Source organism: Exiguobacterium sp. s192, assembly GCF_018618795.1.
In the GTDB taxonomy this organism is placed as follows: Bacteria; Bacillota; Bacilli; order Exiguobacteriales; family Exiguobacteriaceae; genus Exiguobacterium_A; species Exiguobacterium_A undae.
Genome location: NZ_JACSMS010000012.1, coordinates 1 through 16,365 on the forward strand (window position 1 = coordinate 1; position 16,365 = coordinate 16,365).

Genomic DNA, 16,365 nt, shown 5'->3' on the forward strand with positions numbered 1-16,365 from the left:
TCATAGGTTTGGATGGCATCTAGTTTTTCACTAGCGGAACGCTTGAATTTGGACATAGAAAAAAGCTCCTTTCAAAAATAAACAGTTTTTCTTATTTCAACTGTCTACTTTTTGGGGAGCATATCAGCCAGAGACAAACAAGACCCGCTTTCCTGCCTGAATGAGGCAGGAAAACTGGCTTATGTCTCGCCTGAGGAACGGGCGTGAAAAGACGAGTGATTCTTTTTTTGAGTCAGCCCCTCGTTTCATCCAAAAGGAATCATTTGTTTCACACGCTTCTTGTTCGACTGGTCCCTCTGTTGCCTGAAATCCATCTGTCAATCCTTTACGAACCATCTGTCCCGAAGCGATACGTCGTTTCCCAGCGGTATGTCTCGCCCGGTCGTACCAAAACATCCGGAAAAGATGCCTCTTTGACGGCATTCGGATGGACCTGTGTCTCAAGACACAGACCGAGTGACGGACGAGAAGCGACACCGCGAATCGTATAGTTTGTTTCGAGTTGTGTCCCGGTGTAGAGGACAACGACCGGCTGATCGGTCGTCACTTCCAGAAAACGGCCGCTTGCCGGGTCTTCCAGTCGAATCGCTTGTCCCGACAAGATGAACGGATGGTCATACCCGTTGCCGGCTGCCGTTGTTTCCGGATGCCCGGACTCCGCACCACTGCGGATCGAACGTCCGGTACGAAAATCAAGCGGTGTTCCGGTCACGTCACGAACCTCTCCGGTCGGCAACAGATCCTCTCCGACGGGCAGGTACGTGTCGCTCGGTACTTGCAAACGGTGATCGAGAATATCCCGACGTAAGTTCCCCGACAGGTTCCAGTACGTGTGGTTCGTCAAGTTCAACGGTGTTGTTTGGTCCGTCGTCGCTTCCATCGTCAACGTCAGCGCCAGACCGTCGAGTTGATAAATCGCATCCAGCGTCACAGTACCGGGATAACCTTCCGTTCCATCCGGACTGACGTGCCGTAAATGAAGCCGCGTTTCCGTCATCTCCATGACTTCAAACAGTGCTTGATCAAATCCGTGAATCCCGCCATGAAGATGGTGCTCTCCGTCATTGGCTGCCAACGGATAAACGGTGCCCTCGACTCCCATCCGCGCTTGGCCGATGCGTCCGGCGACCCGGCCGACAATCGCTCCAAAGTACGGGGAATGGTTTTGATACTCTTGGACGGATTCCAGTCCAAGGACAACACTTTCCATCACGCCGTCCCGGTCGGCCACACGAATGTCATTGATGATGCCGCCGTAGTTCCAAATCTCGACTTCAATCCCGGGTTGCGTCAACGTATGGCGTATGAAATCGATTTCCGGAAGTGATTTTGTGTGCTCACTCATCGTCGATCACCTGCCACTTGGCGGCTGACTGTCTCAAGAAACCGCCCGAGTCCGGCTTGTCCGTGCTCCGTCTGCTTGAAGACACCACAGTCTTCGAGCCCGCGAACGAATTTTGCTGCGACAGCCTGGCGGACATAGTCTGATACGTCTTGTCCGGCATAGGTTGACTTCAGTTGTTCCGCCCAGGCTTGGTGTGACGGAGCGACCTGGCTTGTGCCGGTGATGAACTGTTCGACTTCTTTCAGTTCACTGAGCAGACGGGCCGGCAGAACGGCGAGTCCCATCACTTCAATCAAACCGATGTTCTCACGTTTAATATGGTGAATATCCGCATGCGTATGGAAAATGCCGTCCGGATGTTCCGCCGACGTCCGGTTATTGCGCAAGACCAAATCCAGTTCAAATCGTTCTCCGCGCATCCGGGCAATCGGTGTCACCGTGTTATGGCGGACACCGTCCGTTGCCGCAATAATCTCATGCTCGGTATCTTCGTATGTCAACCAGGTCTGATACACCTCGTCTGCTGCATCGAGCAAGGCCGACGCATCGGAACTGCTCAAGCGCACGACCGTCAGCGGCCAGTGCAACGTTTCGCCGGTGACGTCCGGATGATCCGGTAAAACAAACTCATGCAACGCTTGTGCCCGGTCCATCGCAAATTCATAACGACCGCCTTGATAATGATCGTGGGTCAAAATCGAACCGCCGACAATCGGTAAATCGGCATTCGATCCGGCAAAATAATGCGGGAACTGAGCGACGAAATCCAGGAGTCGCGCAAACGCTTGACGGTCAATCACCATATCACGGTGCGTCTGTGACAAGATGATGCTGTGTTCGTTGTAATAGACGTATGGGGAGTATTGCAACGCCCACGCTTCGCCTTCGAGGGAAAGCGGAACAATCCGGTGGTTGGCACGGGCCGGATGATTGATGCGACCGGCATAACCGACGTTTTCGACACAGAGCAGACACGTCGGATAGGTCGAATCAACGATTTCCGTCCGTGCCGCCGCAATTTCACGCGGATCTTTTTCCGGTTTTGAGAGATTGATCGTAATATCGATTTCACCATACACCGTATCCGCCTGGTATTGAATATTTTTAGCGATTCGTTTTGTTTGAATGTAGTTGTTCGCCTGACTGAGTTGATAGAAGTAGTCGGTCGCCTGTTGCGGACTTTCCGCATACAACCGTCGGAAGGTCGAAGTGATGGTCGACGGACGATCGACGAACACATCCATCAGTTCCGCTGCCAATCGTTCTTTCTCGTCAAGACGTGCTGCCAATTGTCCGGCAGTAATCTGTTGTTCAATCATCGCATCCAAGATGTCGGGAATCGACGCGGTGTCGACAGTACCCGGATCCGTGTAAGCTGCTTCGCCCAGCAATGCCAATAATCGGTTTCGTGCATACACCGCGTCTTCCGGTTGAATCAACTGGTGACGGATTGCCTGCTCTACTAATTGTTTGATGAGTTCGTTCATCGCCTTCACTCCCCTAAATCCATTCTCTCTTTATCGTACCGGTGTCTTGTAGCCTTGCGGACGTTGTTCATGCCAGCGCCACGCATCTTGAATGATCGTTTCGATGTCTGTCCGGCTAGGATTCCAGCCTAAGACTGTTTTCGCCTTATCCGATCCGGCAATCAACGTACTCGGATCGCCGGCGCGTCTTGCGACGACTTGCTCGGGAATCGCATGTCCCGTCACGCGGCGTGCGGCTTCAATGATTTCCCGGACTGAAAAACCGCGGCTTGAGCCCAGATTAAAGACATCACTCGGCTTTCCTTGTTTTAAGTAGTCCAAGGCGAGCACGTGGGCATCAATCAAATCCTCGACGTGGATATAATCGCGGACACATGTCCCGTCCTCCGTCGCATAATCATCCCCATAAATCGAAATGACCGGACGCTGATTGTTTGCAACTTCGAGCACGAGCGGAACAAGGTGTGTTTCCGGTGTATGATCTTCCCCGATTTCGCCTGTCGATCGGGCTCCGGCGACGTTAAAGTAACGCAACGCAACGTAATTCAGACCGTAAGCCGTCTCACACCAGCGCATCATCTTCTCCATCATCAACTTCGTTTCGCCATAGGCGTTCGTTGGATTCGTCACAGCTGTTTCGAGGATCGGCATCTGTTCCTGCTCCCCGTAGGTCGCGGCTGTCGATGAGAAGACAATCTGTTTAACGTCGTGCGCCATCATCGCTTCCAGCAACACTTGTGTACCGTAGACATTGTTGTCGAAATACGCCAGCGGATGTTCCATCGATTCACCGACTAACGAAAAGGCAGCAAAATGGACGACCTGATCAATCACTTCCGTCCCGAAGACCGTATCGAGAAAGGCCCGATCCCGGATGTCCCCTTCATAAAAACGGGCTTCCGGATGAACGGCTTCCCGGTGACCGGATTTTAAATGATCGATGACGACCACTTCCTGTCCGGCATCAATCAATTGATAGACTGCATGCGATCCGATATATCCTGCTCCACCTACTACCAGTACTGCCATTTAGATGACCTCCTGTTCTACTTCGCGTGCTCCATCCCCGACGGTTGCCGTATAAAACGATGCCGGGTAACCGATTGCTGCCTCATATTGCCGACCGACTGCCGTCATGAATGTCTCGACTGTCTCGTCTTCGACGATGGCAATCGCACAGCCGCCAAAACCGGCACCTGTCATCCGGGCACCGAGGACACCCGATTGCGACCAGGCCGCCTCGACCAGCGTATCGAGTTCTTGTCCCGTGACTTCATAATCCACCTGTAACGACCGGTGGGACGCATTCATCAATTGACCAAAAGCTTCGAGCCGTCCTTCCGTCAAGGCATCAAGCGCCTGCAACGTCCGCTCATTTTCGGAAATCGCATGACGTGCCCGCCGTTGCAATCGTTCATCTTCGAACGGAACTGCTTCGAATTCAACCGTCGACCACTGTCCAAGCGTTTCGTACGGACGGTATTGTTGCAGATAAGTAAGTGCTGCTTCACATTCAGAACGGCGTTCATTGTATTTCGAGTCTGTCAGTTCGCGTCGTTTGTTTGTATTCATGATGATGATCGTGTAACCCGATAAATCGAGCGGGGCATACGTATAATCAAGTGTTTCGCAGTCAAGCAACAGACCGGAACCCGCTTTTCCCATGCCGATTGCGAATTGATCCATGATGCCGCTGTTGACACCGATGTATTGATTTTCCACCTGCTGACCGTACTTAACGAGTTCGATCCGGTCGAGCTTCAATTCATACAGCGTATCAAGCAGCACACCGATGACAAGTTCGAGTGAAGCCGAGGAAGACAATCCTGCTCCGTTCGGAATATCCCCTTTGATGAGAATGTCGCATCCCTCGTCGATTTGGTATCCGGCTTCACGCAATACGTGAATCATCCCTTTGGCATAGTTTGCCCAACCATGGACCGGTTGATGCGTCAAATCATCTCCCGATACTTCGATGATGCCGTCGGCTTCAAAGTTCAAGGAATAAAAACGAAAGACCTGATCGTTCCGTTTCCGGACAATGGCATGAGTTCCAAGCGTCAAGGCGCACGGAAAAACGTGACCCCCGTTGTAATCCGTATGTTCGCCGATCAGATTGATTCGTCCGGGGGCAAAAAATCGGTGGGTCGACGGTTGACCGAATTGTTGTTCAAAAATCTGTTCGAGTGTCTGGTCTGTCATACGATCGGCTCCTTTGACTGTTTTGTTGTCACGTCGCGACGAACCGGTTCGATCTGCAAGCAACGTGCTTCATAATCGTTCGTATACGTCACGGTAATTCCCTGTTGCATCAAGTAGGCACCACTGAGCGTGCGTCCTTCAACCTGATACAGGACAGTGGCCTCAAGTCCTCTTAATCGGAAGCTGTATTGTCCGATTCCATGCTGACGCATCGGCGCAACAGCCAGGATGACCGTTTGGTCACTCGCCGTATACTGCATGATCGAGGCGCCTTGATCGTCCGCTTGAATCCGCTGTTGACGTCCGAATTGAACCGTTTCCCGAATCGTCTTGTATGTTGCAATCCATTCTTTTGCTTCTGCTAATTCTTCCGTCGTCCATTCGCTTAAGTTGCCGCCGATGCCAAGCGTGCCCTGCATCGATGAGACGAACCGTGTCGCAAGCGGCAGGTTCCGACCGTTCAGCCAGTTCGGACCATCCGTCACCCAACAACTCATCATCTTCGCATTGTAGGCAAACGAGAAATCGTGTTGAATCGCCAGTCGATCCAGTGGATCCGTGTTGTCGCTCGTCCAGACTTGTTCCGTGCGCTTGAGAATCCCGAGATCAATCCGTCCGCCGCCTCCGGCACAGGCTTCAAAATCGACTTCCGGATGACGGGTCCGTAAGCCGTCAAAGATCCTGTACAACGCATCGACATGCCGTTTCCACAGTTCCTGTTGCGCTGCCGGTGTCGCACCCGGAACGCCCGGTTCTGAAAAGGCACGGTTCATGTCCCATTTGATGTAATCAATCGCATGGGTCCCGAGCAGTTCATCCATCATCCGGAATACGAATTGTTCCACTTCCGGTAAGCCGAGGTTCAGGACAAACTGATTGCGCGAGGTCGTCCGACGGGCACCGGGACTATGATAAATCCAGTCAGGATGTGTCCGGTATAAATTTGAATCCGGATTGACCATCTCCGGTTCGACCCAAAGTCCAAATGACATGTTTTGTTGTTTCACATAATCAATCAACGGCGTTAATCCGTTCGGAAACTTCTCCGGATTGACGACCCAGTCGCCAAGACCGGCTTGATCGGATTTTCGTTCCCCGAACCAACCGTCATCGACGACGAACAGTTCACAACCGATTGCAGCTGCTTGGTCGACGAGCGCCCGTTGTCCGTGTTCCGTCACGTCAAAATAGGTCGCTTCCCAGGAATTGTAGAGCACCGGCCGGACTTTGTTCCGGTCCGATTCCGGCATGATGACGTCACGCTGGAAATCATGCGCCCGGGCACTCATTCCGGCAAAACCGTCCGCCGCGTATCCGATATAAAAGTCTGGTGTGACGAGCTGTTGTCCGGCTTCGAGCGTCCAGCTGAAATCAAACGCATTCATGCCGCCCGACAGTTGAACAAAACCAAACGCATCCTGTTCAAAATGCATCGACCAGTTGCCCGAATAGGCGAAATGACCATAAATGACTTCCCCTGCCGCTTCGGTGGCACCGTGTTCCAAAGCGAACCAAGGATTCGCCTGATGGCTCGTCACGCCGCGTCGGCTGTCAATTGTCTTACGTCCCGGCGTAAGTGGTGTGACTTGTTTTTGGAACTCCCCGGTCCATGTTCCTGCAAAATGATGCAGGTTCAAGTTCGGACGTTGCAAAATCCCCATCGCAAACGACTGGGCCGTCGTCAACCGGACCGGTTGTGTGCCGGTATTTTCAATCACGAGCGACCGTCCGATGATATCGTAAGCTTCGTACAGATCGTAGCGAATCCCGACACGAAGTTCCTGTAACGGATCAAACAACCATAACGTCAATCCAGTCTCCGATGTCTCGGCACGTTCAAACGCAAACTGGCTGATCCGTTGTCCGTCCTGCCGCTCTGATTTTAAAGTCGGTTCTGTGTAGACCATCTCACCGAATGGAATGAAGTCATAGACAGCGACACCGTCCGGTGATTCAAACGAACTGTGTGCAAGCACCGGATTCGGTAATGCTTCATAGTCGGATGGATACGGCAGACGGGCACCAAAATACGTATGCAACACTTTGCCGTGCTGTCCGATCGTCACGACATGCGCGACGTGTTGTCCTTCGAGGACGAACCGCTGATTCGGCAGTTCAAGAATAGCCATGGTCGTTCTCCTCCTTACGTTGTCAGAATCAGTGTCTCGAGCGGAGCGAGCGTCACTGTTCCACTATATGTCTCGTTCGTATTCAACTCGCTGTAGGCAGCATCAAGCACAACCTCACGGCTGGCTGTTGTATCGTGGTTCATCAAGAACAGGAAGTCTCGTGTTTCCCCGTGACGGCGGACGACTTCGACTTGATCCGGTGCTTCAAACGTTTGAACATCGGCATCGAGAAACGCCTGGCGGTAGATCGTATCAATCATCGCATCGTCAATCGATGCGCCGATGTAGGTAATGGTTCCTTTATACACATTGCGTGTCACCGCAGCGACTCCGTCATAAAACGTATCGCGGTAAACGGCGAGCGGTTCTGCTGTCGTCGGTGTGATCAAATCGCACCAAAGACGTGCCGGTGACGCTTGTCCGGCGAATGCCCCGATTCCTTCGACCCGGTTTTCCTGAACCGCTTGAAGAGATTCGTATTCGTCAATTTCGATACCGGCATATGGTGCGAACTTGCCCGGCAACGTCAACGGAATGACGTTATTGTGCGGATCCTTGACGCCGGTCCGGTACGTAAAGATGACGTGACCGCCCTGCTCCATGTAATCGATCAACGCTTGATCAAACGTCGGATTCGTTAAGAAATACAGGGGAACGATGATCAATTTGTATTGATCGAGCCGGTCACCCGGGAAGACGATATCAGTTGCTGCCTGACGCCGGACAGCGCCGCCGTAAAACCGAACGAACTCGGTCCGGAAATCAAATGCGTCACTGTGCGGTTGATGCGTCCAGGCCCAGACGTTTTCCTGATCAAAATAAACCCCGACTTCTGCCTGATAGCTGCTCGCGTTGATCTCGTCACCAAATGTGTTGAGTTCCGTCATGATTTGTTTCACTTCATTGAATTTCCGTTTCGGTTTTCCATCGTGATCGATGATGCCGTGGCAAAATTCTTCCGTCCCGAACAAGGCAGCCCGGAAGCGGAAGTAGACGATGGCTTCCGCGCCACGCGCGACAGCCTGATACGTCCACAATCGGATGTGTCCCGGACGCGGCAAGTAACCGATTTTACTCCACCCTTGCGCTCCGCTGAGCTGCTCCATCACCCAAAAGCCTTTGCCTTGTTTTGAGGAACGGCAGAGATCGTGATCGCTCGCCATCTTCTCGAAACGGTTCGGTTCCGGCAGTCCTCCCCAGACCGGATAATTGTCGAAAGAGACGTAATCGAGATCTTGCGCCATCTGTTGCTGATTGACCGCCATGTCACTGTAGACGAGGTTGTGTGTGATGAAGGCATCCGGATGAATGTGTTCCCGGAGCGCATCGACTTGCAACTTGTTGTAATGGTTGTAACCGTCGGCACAGAAGCGGTCGAAGTCGACGAGTAACGACGGATTGTGCTCTTGATAAACTTTCCGCGGTACCGGGATTTGTTCCCATGCTGTGTACGTCTGGCTCCAGAAAACCGTTCCCCATGTTTCGTTTAACGCGTCAAGCGTCCCGTAACGGTTTTTCAGCCAACTCTGAAACGCGACTCGGTCGACGTCACTGTACGAACGGTCGGATTTTTCATGACCGTATTCGTTATCCGTCTGCCAACCGATGACACGCGGATGTTTCCCGTAACGCTTCGCCATTTCCGTCGTGATGGCAACGGAAAAGCGTTGGTACGTCTCACTGTGGACCGTATAGTGACGACGAGCGCCAAAGCTGATCGTCACGCCGTTTTCGTCTGCCGGTAAAATCTCCGGATACTTATGACACATCCAGGCCGGTGGTGTCGCCGTCGGTGTCCCGAGCACGATGTCAAAATCGGCCGCACTCAGGCGCTCAATGATATCGTCCCAAAAACGGAAATCGTAGACTCCTTCTTCCGGCTCCATCATCGTCCAGGCAAATTCCGCCAAGCGAACGACGTTGACTCCGAGCTCTTTCATTAAACGAAAATCTTCCTCCCATAACTCGCGTGGAGTTTGTTCCGGGTAATAATCGACTCCTAAATACATCGTGCTCCCCCTGACTGAAAACAAATTATTTTACTGCGCCCGCCGTCATTCCTTTTTGGAAGAAACGTTGGAAGAAGATATAAAACACCATCGTCGGTAAACTGATCAAGACGAGTGAAGCGTAAATTTTTCCAGGGTCACCGCCAAGTGCATCTTTGAAGAAGCTTGGAGCCATCGTGACCGTTTGATACGCTGGGTCTGTCATGAACGTCAAGACCATCAAGTACTCGTTCCACGAGTTGAGGAACGCGTAAATCAAAGCTGTCGCAAGGGCTGGTTTCGCAAGCGGCAACATGACTTTGAAAAACACTTCGAGAATCGTCGCACCGTCAATGTATGCGGCTTCCATCAATTCATTTGGTAACTCGTCAAAATATCCTTTGATCAACATCAAACCGAACGGGAGGAAAAAGGCGACTTCTGCCCCGATCAATCCCCAGTGGTTGTTGAGACCGTCAAACGAACGTAGTGTGAAGAACAATGGCACGATCATCGAAGCGACCGGTAACATCAGACCGGCGAGCACCATGTTGAACAACAGGCGTTTGCCGGCGAACTCAAGTTTCGAGAACGCGAATGCCGCAAAGGCGAGAATCGAGATCGAGATGATGATCATGAAGAATGCGACGAAGAAACTGTTGAAGACGAACGTCGGGAAGTTCGGGTTTTGCAGCGTCGCGATATAGTTTTCAAAGCCGTTGACACGCAGGCTTTCCTTAAACATGACGAAAATCGGGAACAGCCAGACGATCGAGGCGAGCACCAGGACGAGGTTAATCATCCAGCGGCTTTTTTTAGATTCTACATTCATGGGACGTTCCTCCTTAGTTATCCATTTTCTTTTGTACACGCAGTTGGAAGTACGTGATCAATAGGGCGATTGTCAGCAATACGATGGCAACGGCACTTGAAAAGCCGACTTCTTGTTGCAGCATCGATTTACGAAACAGGTACGTCGAGATGAATTCTGTTGAAGAACCGGGTCCGCCGGCGGTCGTGATCCAGACTAAGTCAAACGTCTTCAATCCACCGATGACGCCGAGAATCGATAACGTGAACGTCGTTCCTTTTAAGTTCGGGAAAACGATGCTCCAGAGTGTCCGGAAGAATCCGGCACCATCGATTTTGGCTGCTTCAAAGATTTCTTTTTCAATCGTCAGCATCGCCATGTAATACATGACCATCGACGAACCGGTCCACTGGAAGATGTTGATCGCAATGACCGAGTACAGGGCGATATCCGGATCACCGAGCCAGTTCTGTTCCAAACTGCCGAGTCCGATTGCCCGAAGGAATTCATTGATATAACCGAATTGGAAATCATAGATTTGCGAGAACGCGGCACCAAGTACAACCGGACTTAATACAACCGGAAAGAAGAAAACCGATTTCATCGCTGTCCGAAGCGGTCCTTGTGTGTGCAGGAAGTACGCCAATACCAGACCGATAAAGGCTTGGATCGTGACCGTTAAGATCGTAAAGATGAATGTATTTTTAAGCGAGAGGTAGAAATCCGGGTCACGGAACATTTCCGCATAGTTCTCAAAACCAACGAAGGCCTTATCAAACGAAATGCCGTCCCAAGAGAAGAAGGAATTGTAGGCATTATAGAAGATGCCGTAATAGATGAACGCGACGACAAACAGGACGATGGGTCCAACGAACGCCCAACCGACCATATTTTGTTTCATTTTCCCTTTGTTTTTCTTCTTCGGAGCAGTTGCCCGTGGTGCAGGCTTCAGCGGCTCGGCCTTTGGTTTGATCGGCAATTCTTGTTGCTCTGTCTGCATAACGATTTCCCCACTTTCTTGATCTTAAAAATCAGGAAGTGGCACGCAAGGCGCACCACTTCACTGTCTCGTTCTTATTTTTTCGATTGGTCGGCTGCATCCTGAACACGTTGAAGTGCTTCTTTTGGATCTTGACCCGTCGCGATGTTTTGAAGTTCCTTACCGAGGATATCGTTGAGTTTCGTATCACGGATTCCACGGCTTGCTACCGCTTTCGAAAGTGTTTCGTTTAACATCTTGTACGACTCTTTTTCACCTTCTGATGTGAAGGCAGCATCGGAGTCGATTTTGACATCCTTGATTCCCGGCGCCATTTCGAATTCACCCATGTAGACTTCTTGTCCTTCACCTTGACTCATGAAGGCGACGAATTCAGCTGCACCCTCTTGTTGCTTCGATTCTTTGTTGACGGCAAGAGCCATGTCGATGGAGGCGATGATCGGCTGTTCTGTTCCACCGGCCAAGTTTGGAAGTGGTGTGAAGCCGAGTTCATCTTCAATTTTCCATTTTTCTTTTTTCTCTGCTGTCGTCATCGAGTGTGCTTCCCATGAACCGATGACCCACATGGCTGCTTTTTTATCGAAGAACTGGTTCATCCCGTCATTGTATGTCGCAAGACCAAGTGCTCCTTCTTGGAAGACTTTATCTTCGAACAGATCTTGCCAGACTTGCGCTGTCTTGACCATTTCGTCGTCCGTCCATTTCGCCTCACCCGACAAGACTTTTTGGATGTAACCCGGTGCGACCTGGTGGCTCAAGACATTGTAGACATCGATGTCGATCCAGGCATCTTTTGCGCCAAGCATCAACGGAATGACTTTATCGCCGGACGCTTTGATCTTTTTGACGGCGTCGACCGTTTCTTTGTAGTTTTTCGGTGGTGTCACACCGTATTTATCAAGCATCGTCTTGTTGTACATCAAGTACGCTTGACCGGTAAAGCCGACTGGAACCGCATATTGTTTGCCGTCGATTGTCGTCTGTTCGATGCCGAGCTCAACGAACTTATCTTTCCAGCCTTTGCCGGCTGCTTTATCCATGTAAGAATCAACCGGTACGACACGGTCTTTGTATTGTTGAATCATTGGTTCTTTTAAGCCGATGATGTCTGGTCCCTTACCTGACAACATCGCGACTTGAAGTTGTTTTTCATAGTCTTCGCTGTAACGTTTGAATTCAACGACGTATTTGTCCTGCGATTTGTTGAACGCGTCAACGACTTCTTTCCCTGCTTCCGGCTGAGGTGCCCAGCCCCACCATGAAATGATTGTTTTTCCATCTTTTGTTGTCGCTTGTTTTTCGTCTTCGCCACCACAAGCAGCGAGAAGTGCCGACAATGTTAAAACTGAAGCGGCTGCGAGAACTTTTGATTTTTTGAATTTCATGTGAGTGATCCCCTTTGTATGTGTGAGTGGTCAAGCATGTTTTTTAAGCTGCTGTCCTTCGTCCCGTGCCTGTTGACACCAATGTTCAATGACATCGGTTCCGATCGGCATTCGTTGGAGTTGAATCAGAACACGTGCGATCAGCCGGAGACGGTACTCTAACGTATCGACTTCACCGGCGACGAATAAGTAAAACTCACCGCCGAGTGTCAAACAGCCGGCTGTACGCATTTGTTGCATCAACGCCCGTAATTCAATGTATCCGCTCTCATTTTTTCGAATATGAAGTTCCGAAGAACGAATCGTCAGCACCCCTTGTACAGACGACATCCGAAATTGAAAGACCCCATCCTGTCGTGGACGAACAAGAACGCCGTCTTGATTCGCAGTTCGCTCATCTCCCGGTTTCTGTTCCGTCATTTGTTCTGTTAAACGGTCCACATAAAAGCCACGGATTGCTCCGTAACGCCCGAAAGCTTCACGGTAGGAAACCCATAAATCTTCTGTTTCCATCTGCGCGACGCCTCCTTCTTTTGGTTCAGCTTCACCGGTCCCTGCCGGTCTGCATCCACCTCCACTGGTTGATGAAAACTTAGTAAATTAAATTTATTATCTAACTTTAAGAAAACTATAGCACAGATGATTTTATTTTGTAAACGGTTTCATAAAATTTTTTATTTTTTGAGGAAACAGCAAAAAAAGCTTGTCCGATTCCGGTCCTCGACCAAAACGAACAAGCCTTTTTTAAATCGTTTGAAAGATACTGTTGGTAGCCAAGGCAGCTGCACTGAGCGCTCCTTGTTTTTCACTCCACGGAACCATTTTGACATCGGTTTCACGTGAAGCCGTCGTCAAGGCCGTATGCGCAACACGTTCCTTAATCTGATTGACGATGGATGGAGCCAATTCAAACATCGGACCGCCAAGCAGAATCCGCTTCGGATTCAACAAGTGAATCGTGTTCAGGACACCGATGCCGATGTATTCCCCTGCCCGGTGATACGCCGCTTTCGCATAGGGGTCTTCCTCTGTCAGGCGTTTCCGGAGTTCGGTCAACGTCTTGACTTGTGGATCAATCGCTTCGAAATCCCGTAATAACGCTTTTTCACCAGCGAGTGCTTCGAGACATCCCCGATTCCCACACGAACAAATCGGACCGTCTAAATCGAGGCGCATATGACCAACCTCCCCGGTGATATGATTTTCACCGTCAATCAATTTCCCGTCGAGGACATAAGCGCCCCCGATTCCTTCTCCCGCGTACAGGTAGAAAAATTGATCGACCCCGACGCCTTCTCCGAACAACAATTCAAACGAAGCGAGTGCCCGAACGTCATTTTCGATGAAGACCGGATACGCAAACCGTTCTTCCAAATATTTTTTTAAGGCGACATCATGCAGATGAAAACGTGGTGCAAACAGGATGACGCCAGTTTCCGGATTCACCATCCCGTGAACGGAAATTCCGATCCCGTGAATCGTTCCGACCTGATTCGTCGCCTGAATCAATTCATCACACAAACGAATGACGGCTTCAATCATGTCGTCATTTGTATCAAATTGACCAACTGCTTCCACTTCATGAATCGTATTCCCACTCAAATCAGCAATGACACCGATAAAACGGTGACTCGTCGCATCGATTCCGATGACATACTGTTCCGTTGCCACCAGTTCCAATAAAATCGGTTTTCGTCCACCGTTCGAGACGCCTAACTCACGTTCCGTCACCAACTGATCCGCAATCAGTTCTCCGACGATATTCGAAACGGTTGGTTTCGTCAATTTTGTCTGTTGTGCCAATTCCACGCGTGAAATCGGCTGATGCATCCGAATCAAACGTAATACGAGCGCACGGTTGTAGGATCGCATCCATTTCGAATTTCGTGGCATCTCTTTGACCATGTTCTCCCCGCATCCCTTCCATGCTGTCTCTTTTCTTATTCTCGCATATTTTGTAAGGGATTTCATTGTTCGGACGGAGATTCTTGGAAACTGTCAGTTGCCTGTACAAAAATTACTGTCACGGCTTTTTTGATCACGCATTTTTAATTCGAATCACGCTTCATCATACGGCTGTTCAATGACTAAGACACGACTTCCGTCTGCATTTTCGGTCAGTTCCATTTCGATGATGGCTTCTCCGACCAACAGCACAATCGGTAATGCTGGATCGGTGTTCCGGAAAAAACCGACCCGACCCTGATAAACATCCATATAGTCGGCAAATAAAAACGTTCCGTTGACATGCAGTTCATCTTGATTCGGATTAAATTCAAGGCGCGGCACGCCAAACCATGCCTCACCGTTCAAATACAGCAATGGCTTTTTCCCCATCACTTCACTCGATTCCCGCCGCATCTCGATTGCTCCTTCGGTGTCATAATACAACCGGTCTGTTCCTCTGGTTGCAATGACAATTGGATTCCCTTGATACAACACAATTTCTAAAATTTCATCCGCCTGTTCCACGTAGTAACCGGATGCGTCAGAGATCGCAAAACTGATCGTGTACAGTTGCATCCACGATACGATATCTGCTACCTCGACCGGTTTTAAGAACAAAGCCGAAACGAGCCGGACCTCACTTTTGGTCATTGCTAAATTCACATAAATATCGGCCAGTTGAATCGTTCGGATTTCGTTTGACTGATACACTTCATCATAATCGGGAACAAACATCGTTTCATAATAATCGTCCATTTCACGTAATTCAAGCGGCGGCATACGACGGTCAAAGTCGGCAATCTGGATGCGTTTCATGGGGAAGTGCCTCCTTTTCGTAGAGTTCATTTTGTCCTTTGTATTGAATTACCCAATATCTGGTTCCGTTGCACTCCCCTAAAACGAAAAAAATCACCCTGGACTACAGGATGATCCGTCATTTCATAAAAAATTGATACAGCAGATATAAGGCAAAGCCAATCACTACAAGGACCGTGAAAATATTAGCTGTTCCAAAAAACACACGATTGGCCGTTTCATTCCGATCTTCAGGCTGACGATCCATTACGAGAACTCCTTTTCTAAAATCCATTTTTTTCTATCTTATACCTAAGGAATTCTCGAATGTTCTGTTCAGCACCTGCTGTTTTAATTATTTTTTCGCACCATTTGCAAAAAATACGAGTGTTTCTTCTTCGTCTGTCGTCAAGTCCCGTTCGACCACCTCATGGTATAACCGCCGCATCTCGGATATTTTTCCCGCCGCCTGTTTCGTTACTTCGATTGCCTGACGCAACAGGCGGACTTCTTGCTCAAACGCGTCCTTTGGCATCGCTTCGCCATGCGACCAGACGTAATAGTCAGCGTCGTACTCAGCGATGACATCCAGTAACCGGGTCGTCTGCTCCACCGTATAGTTCCATTTAGCAGAAAAGATGTCGGCGTACATGGCGTCCCCTAAAAACAGAACACGGTCTTGCGGTACATAGATGAGCGCACTGCCCGGCGAATGGTCATTTTCGACCTGGCGCAAGAGGCACTGGACACCACCGAGATCCACTTCGAGTTGTCCGGCAAACCGAATCGTCGGCAAGACCAGCTCAATGTCCCGGCTCGCCCCAAACTCGAGTTTGATCGCATCCGCACAAAACGGAATTTCAATCCCCTGTCGGATCCGTTCCGCAAGCGCCTCGTCCGACCAGTCATAGTCCATCATCTTCCGCATCTCGTCGACGGTCCGGTGGGTCGCAATCGTCGGTACAGCCATCTGCTTCATACCGAAAACATGATCCCAGTGCCAATGGGTCAACGCCACCAAGTCCGGTTTTCCAAGCCCTTGTTGTTCCATCTCGTCGACAAACAATGCCGCATGACGACTCGAATTACCGGCATCAATCACGAGGTTTCGTTCGTCACCGGTGATGACGGCGACGATCGGTCGATCCGTCTCACTGACCGGTGTCTGATACCAAATACGATCGGTTAGTTGTTTAAACTGTTGCATCTTGATCGCCTCCTGTTTGTAGTATAACGAAAAAATCCATCCGGATGATGTCCGGATGGATCAGTCGAA

At 50.2% G+C, this 16,365-nt stretch carries 14 protein-coding genes; all 14 read right to left on the reverse strand.

All coding sequences use genetic code 11. From position 1 onward, the window contains the following. Positions 1-325: 325 nt before the first annotated feature. The 14 genes from KNP87_RS14650 to KNP87_RS14710 all read right to left on the reverse strand — a co-directional run bounded on the left by KNP87_RS14650 (position 326) and on the right by KNP87_RS14710 (position 16,296). Complete coding sequence (locus KNP87_RS14650; RefSeq protein WP_119923888.1) at positions 326-1,345, reverse strand: aldose epimerase family protein; 1,020 nt, start codon at positions 1,343-1,345, stop codon at positions 326-328. Further along, entirely contained in the window at positions 1,342-2,832 is a 1,491-nt protein-coding gene (locus KNP87_RS14655; protein ID WP_214722131.1) for a UDP-glucose--hexose-1-phosphate uridylyltransferase, read from the reverse strand. The genes KNP87_RS14650 and KNP87_RS14655 overlap by 4 nt, the downstream gene beginning before the upstream one ends. A 30-nt stretch (positions 2,833-2,862) precedes the next feature. After that, positions 2,863-3,861 (reverse strand): UDP-glucose 4-epimerase GalE, encoded by a 999-nt coding sequence (gene galE / locus KNP87_RS14660; protein WP_028107042.1) that lies wholly within the window; start codon positions 3,859-3,861, stop codon positions 2,863-2,865. Beyond that, positions 3,862-5,034 (reverse strand): galactokinase, encoded by a 1,173-nt coding sequence (locus KNP87_RS14665; protein WP_214722132.1) that lies wholly within the window; start codon positions 5,032-5,034, stop codon positions 3,862-3,864. Beyond that, a complete protein-coding gene (locus KNP87_RS14670; protein WP_214722133.1) occupies positions 5,031-7,163 on the reverse strand; it encodes an alpha-galactosidase in 2,133 nt (710 codons plus the stop codon). Before KNP87_RS14670 ends, KNP87_RS14665 begins: the two co-directional genes overlap by 4 nt. A gap of 14 nt (positions 7,164-7,177) precedes the next feature. Then, positions 7,178-9,172 (reverse strand): beta-galactosidase, encoded by a 1,995-nt coding sequence (locus tag KNP87_RS14675; protein WP_214722134.1) that lies wholly within the window; start codon positions 9,170-9,172, stop codon positions 7,178-7,180. A gap of 25 nt (positions 9,173-9,197) precedes the next feature. Then, a complete protein-coding gene (locus KNP87_RS14680; protein ID WP_026834043.1) occupies positions 9,198-9,983 on the reverse strand; it encodes a carbohydrate ABC transporter permease in 786 nt (261 codons plus the stop codon). Positions 9,984-9,996: 13 nt separating this feature from the next. Continuing rightward, on the reverse strand, positions 9,997-10,962 hold the full coding sequence (locus KNP87_RS14685) for a carbohydrate ABC transporter permease (protein WP_028107046.1): 966 nt from the start codon (positions 10,960-10,962) through the stop codon (positions 9,997-9,999). A 74-nt stretch (positions 10,963-11,036) separates the two neighbouring features. Beyond that, positions 11,037-12,347 carry an ABC transporter substrate-binding protein gene (locus tag KNP87_RS14690; protein WP_214722135.1) on the reverse strand — a complete coding sequence of 437 codons (1,311 nt, stop codon included), beginning with the start codon at positions 12,345-12,347 and terminating at the stop codon, positions 11,037-11,039. Between the two features lie 30 nt (positions 12,348-12,377). Beyond that, positions 12,378-12,860 (reverse strand): hypothetical protein, encoded by a 483-nt coding sequence (locus KNP87_RS14695; protein WP_026834046.1) that lies wholly within the window; start codon positions 12,858-12,860, stop codon positions 12,378-12,380. Between the two features lie 231 nt (positions 12,861-13,091). Next, positions 13,092-14,252 carry an ROK family transcriptional regulator gene (locus tag KNP87_RS14700; RefSeq protein ID WP_214722136.1) on the reverse strand — a complete coding sequence of 387 codons (1,161 nt, stop codon included), beginning with the start codon at positions 14,250-14,252 and terminating at the stop codon, positions 13,092-13,094. A gap of 153 nt (positions 14,253-14,405) precedes the next feature. After that, complete coding sequence (locus KNP87_RS14705) at positions 14,406-15,110, reverse strand: hypothetical protein (RefSeq protein WP_119923895.1); 705 nt, start codon at positions 15,108-15,110, stop codon at positions 14,406-14,408. A 118-nt stretch (positions 15,111-15,228) separates the two neighbouring features. Next, positions 15,229-15,357 carry a hypothetical protein gene (locus tag KNP87_RS17360; RefSeq protein ID WP_255415535.1) on the reverse strand — a complete coding sequence of 43 codons (129 nt, stop codon included), beginning with the start codon at positions 15,355-15,357 and terminating at the stop codon, positions 15,229-15,231. Positions 15,358-15,444: 87 nt separating this feature from the next. After that, a complete protein-coding gene (locus KNP87_RS14710; RefSeq protein WP_214722137.1) occupies positions 15,445-16,296 on the reverse strand; it encodes an MBL fold metallo-hydrolase in 852 nt (283 codons plus the stop codon). Between the last annotated feature and the right edge of the window lie 69 nt (positions 16,297-16,365).

What these genes read in the sequence shown, in the direction of transcription:
- KNP87_RS14685 (WP_028107046.1), bottom strand. Translation starts at nt 10,962, where the DNA reads ATGCAGACAGAGCAACAAGAATTGCCGATCAAACCAAAGGCCGAGCCG.
- KNP87_RS14705 (WP_119923895.1), bottom strand. Translation starts at nt 15,110, where the DNA reads ATGAAACGCATCCAGATTGCCGACTTTGACCGTCGTATGCCGCCGCTT.
- KNP87_RS14690 (WP_214722135.1), bottom strand. Translation starts at nt 12,347, where the DNA reads ATGAAATTCAAAAAATCAAAAGTTCTCGCAGCCGCTTCAGTTTTAACA.
- KNP87_RS17360 (WP_255415535.1), bottom strand. Translation starts at nt 15,357, where the DNA reads ATGGATCGTCAGCCTGAAGATCGGAATGAAACGGCCAATCGTGTGTTT.
- KNP87_RS14675 (WP_214722134.1), bottom strand. Translation starts at nt 9,172, where the DNA reads ATGTATTTAGGAGTCGATTATTACCCGGAACAAACTCCACGCGAGTTA.
- KNP87_RS14655 (WP_214722131.1), bottom strand. Translation starts at nt 2,832, where the DNA reads ATGAACGAACTCATCAAACAATTAGTAGAGCAGGCAATCCGTCACCAG.
- KNP87_RS14665 (WP_214722132.1), bottom strand. Translation starts at nt 5,034, where the DNA reads ATGACAGACCAGACACTCGAACAGATTTTTGAACAACAATTCGGTCAA.
- KNP87_RS14700 (WP_214722136.1), bottom strand. Translation starts at nt 14,252, where the DNA reads ATGGTCAAAGAGATGCCACGAAATTCGAAATGGATGCGATCCTACAAC.
- KNP87_RS14650 (WP_119923888.1), bottom strand. Translation starts at nt 1,345, where the DNA reads ATGAGTGAGCACACAAAATCACTTCCGGAAATCGATTTCATACGCCAT.
- KNP87_RS14680 (WP_026834043.1), bottom strand. Translation starts at nt 9,983, where the DNA reads ATGAATGTAGAATCTAAAAAAAGCCGCTGGATGATTAACCTCGTCCTG.
- KNP87_RS14695 (WP_026834046.1), bottom strand. Translation starts at nt 12,860, where the DNA reads ATGGAAACAGAAGATTTATGGGTTTCCTACCGTGAAGCTTTCGGGCGT.
- KNP87_RS14670 (WP_214722133.1), bottom strand. Translation starts at nt 7,163, where the DNA reads ATGGCTATTCTTGAACTGCCGAATCAGCGGTTCGTCCTCGAAGGACAA.
- galE (WP_028107042.1), bottom strand. Translation starts at nt 3,861, where the DNA reads ATGGCAGTACTGGTAGTAGGTGGAGCAGGATATATCGGATCGCATGCA.
- KNP87_RS14710 (WP_214722137.1), bottom strand. Translation starts at nt 16,296, where the DNA reads ATGCAACAGTTTAAACAACTAACCGATCGTATTTGGTATCAGACACCG.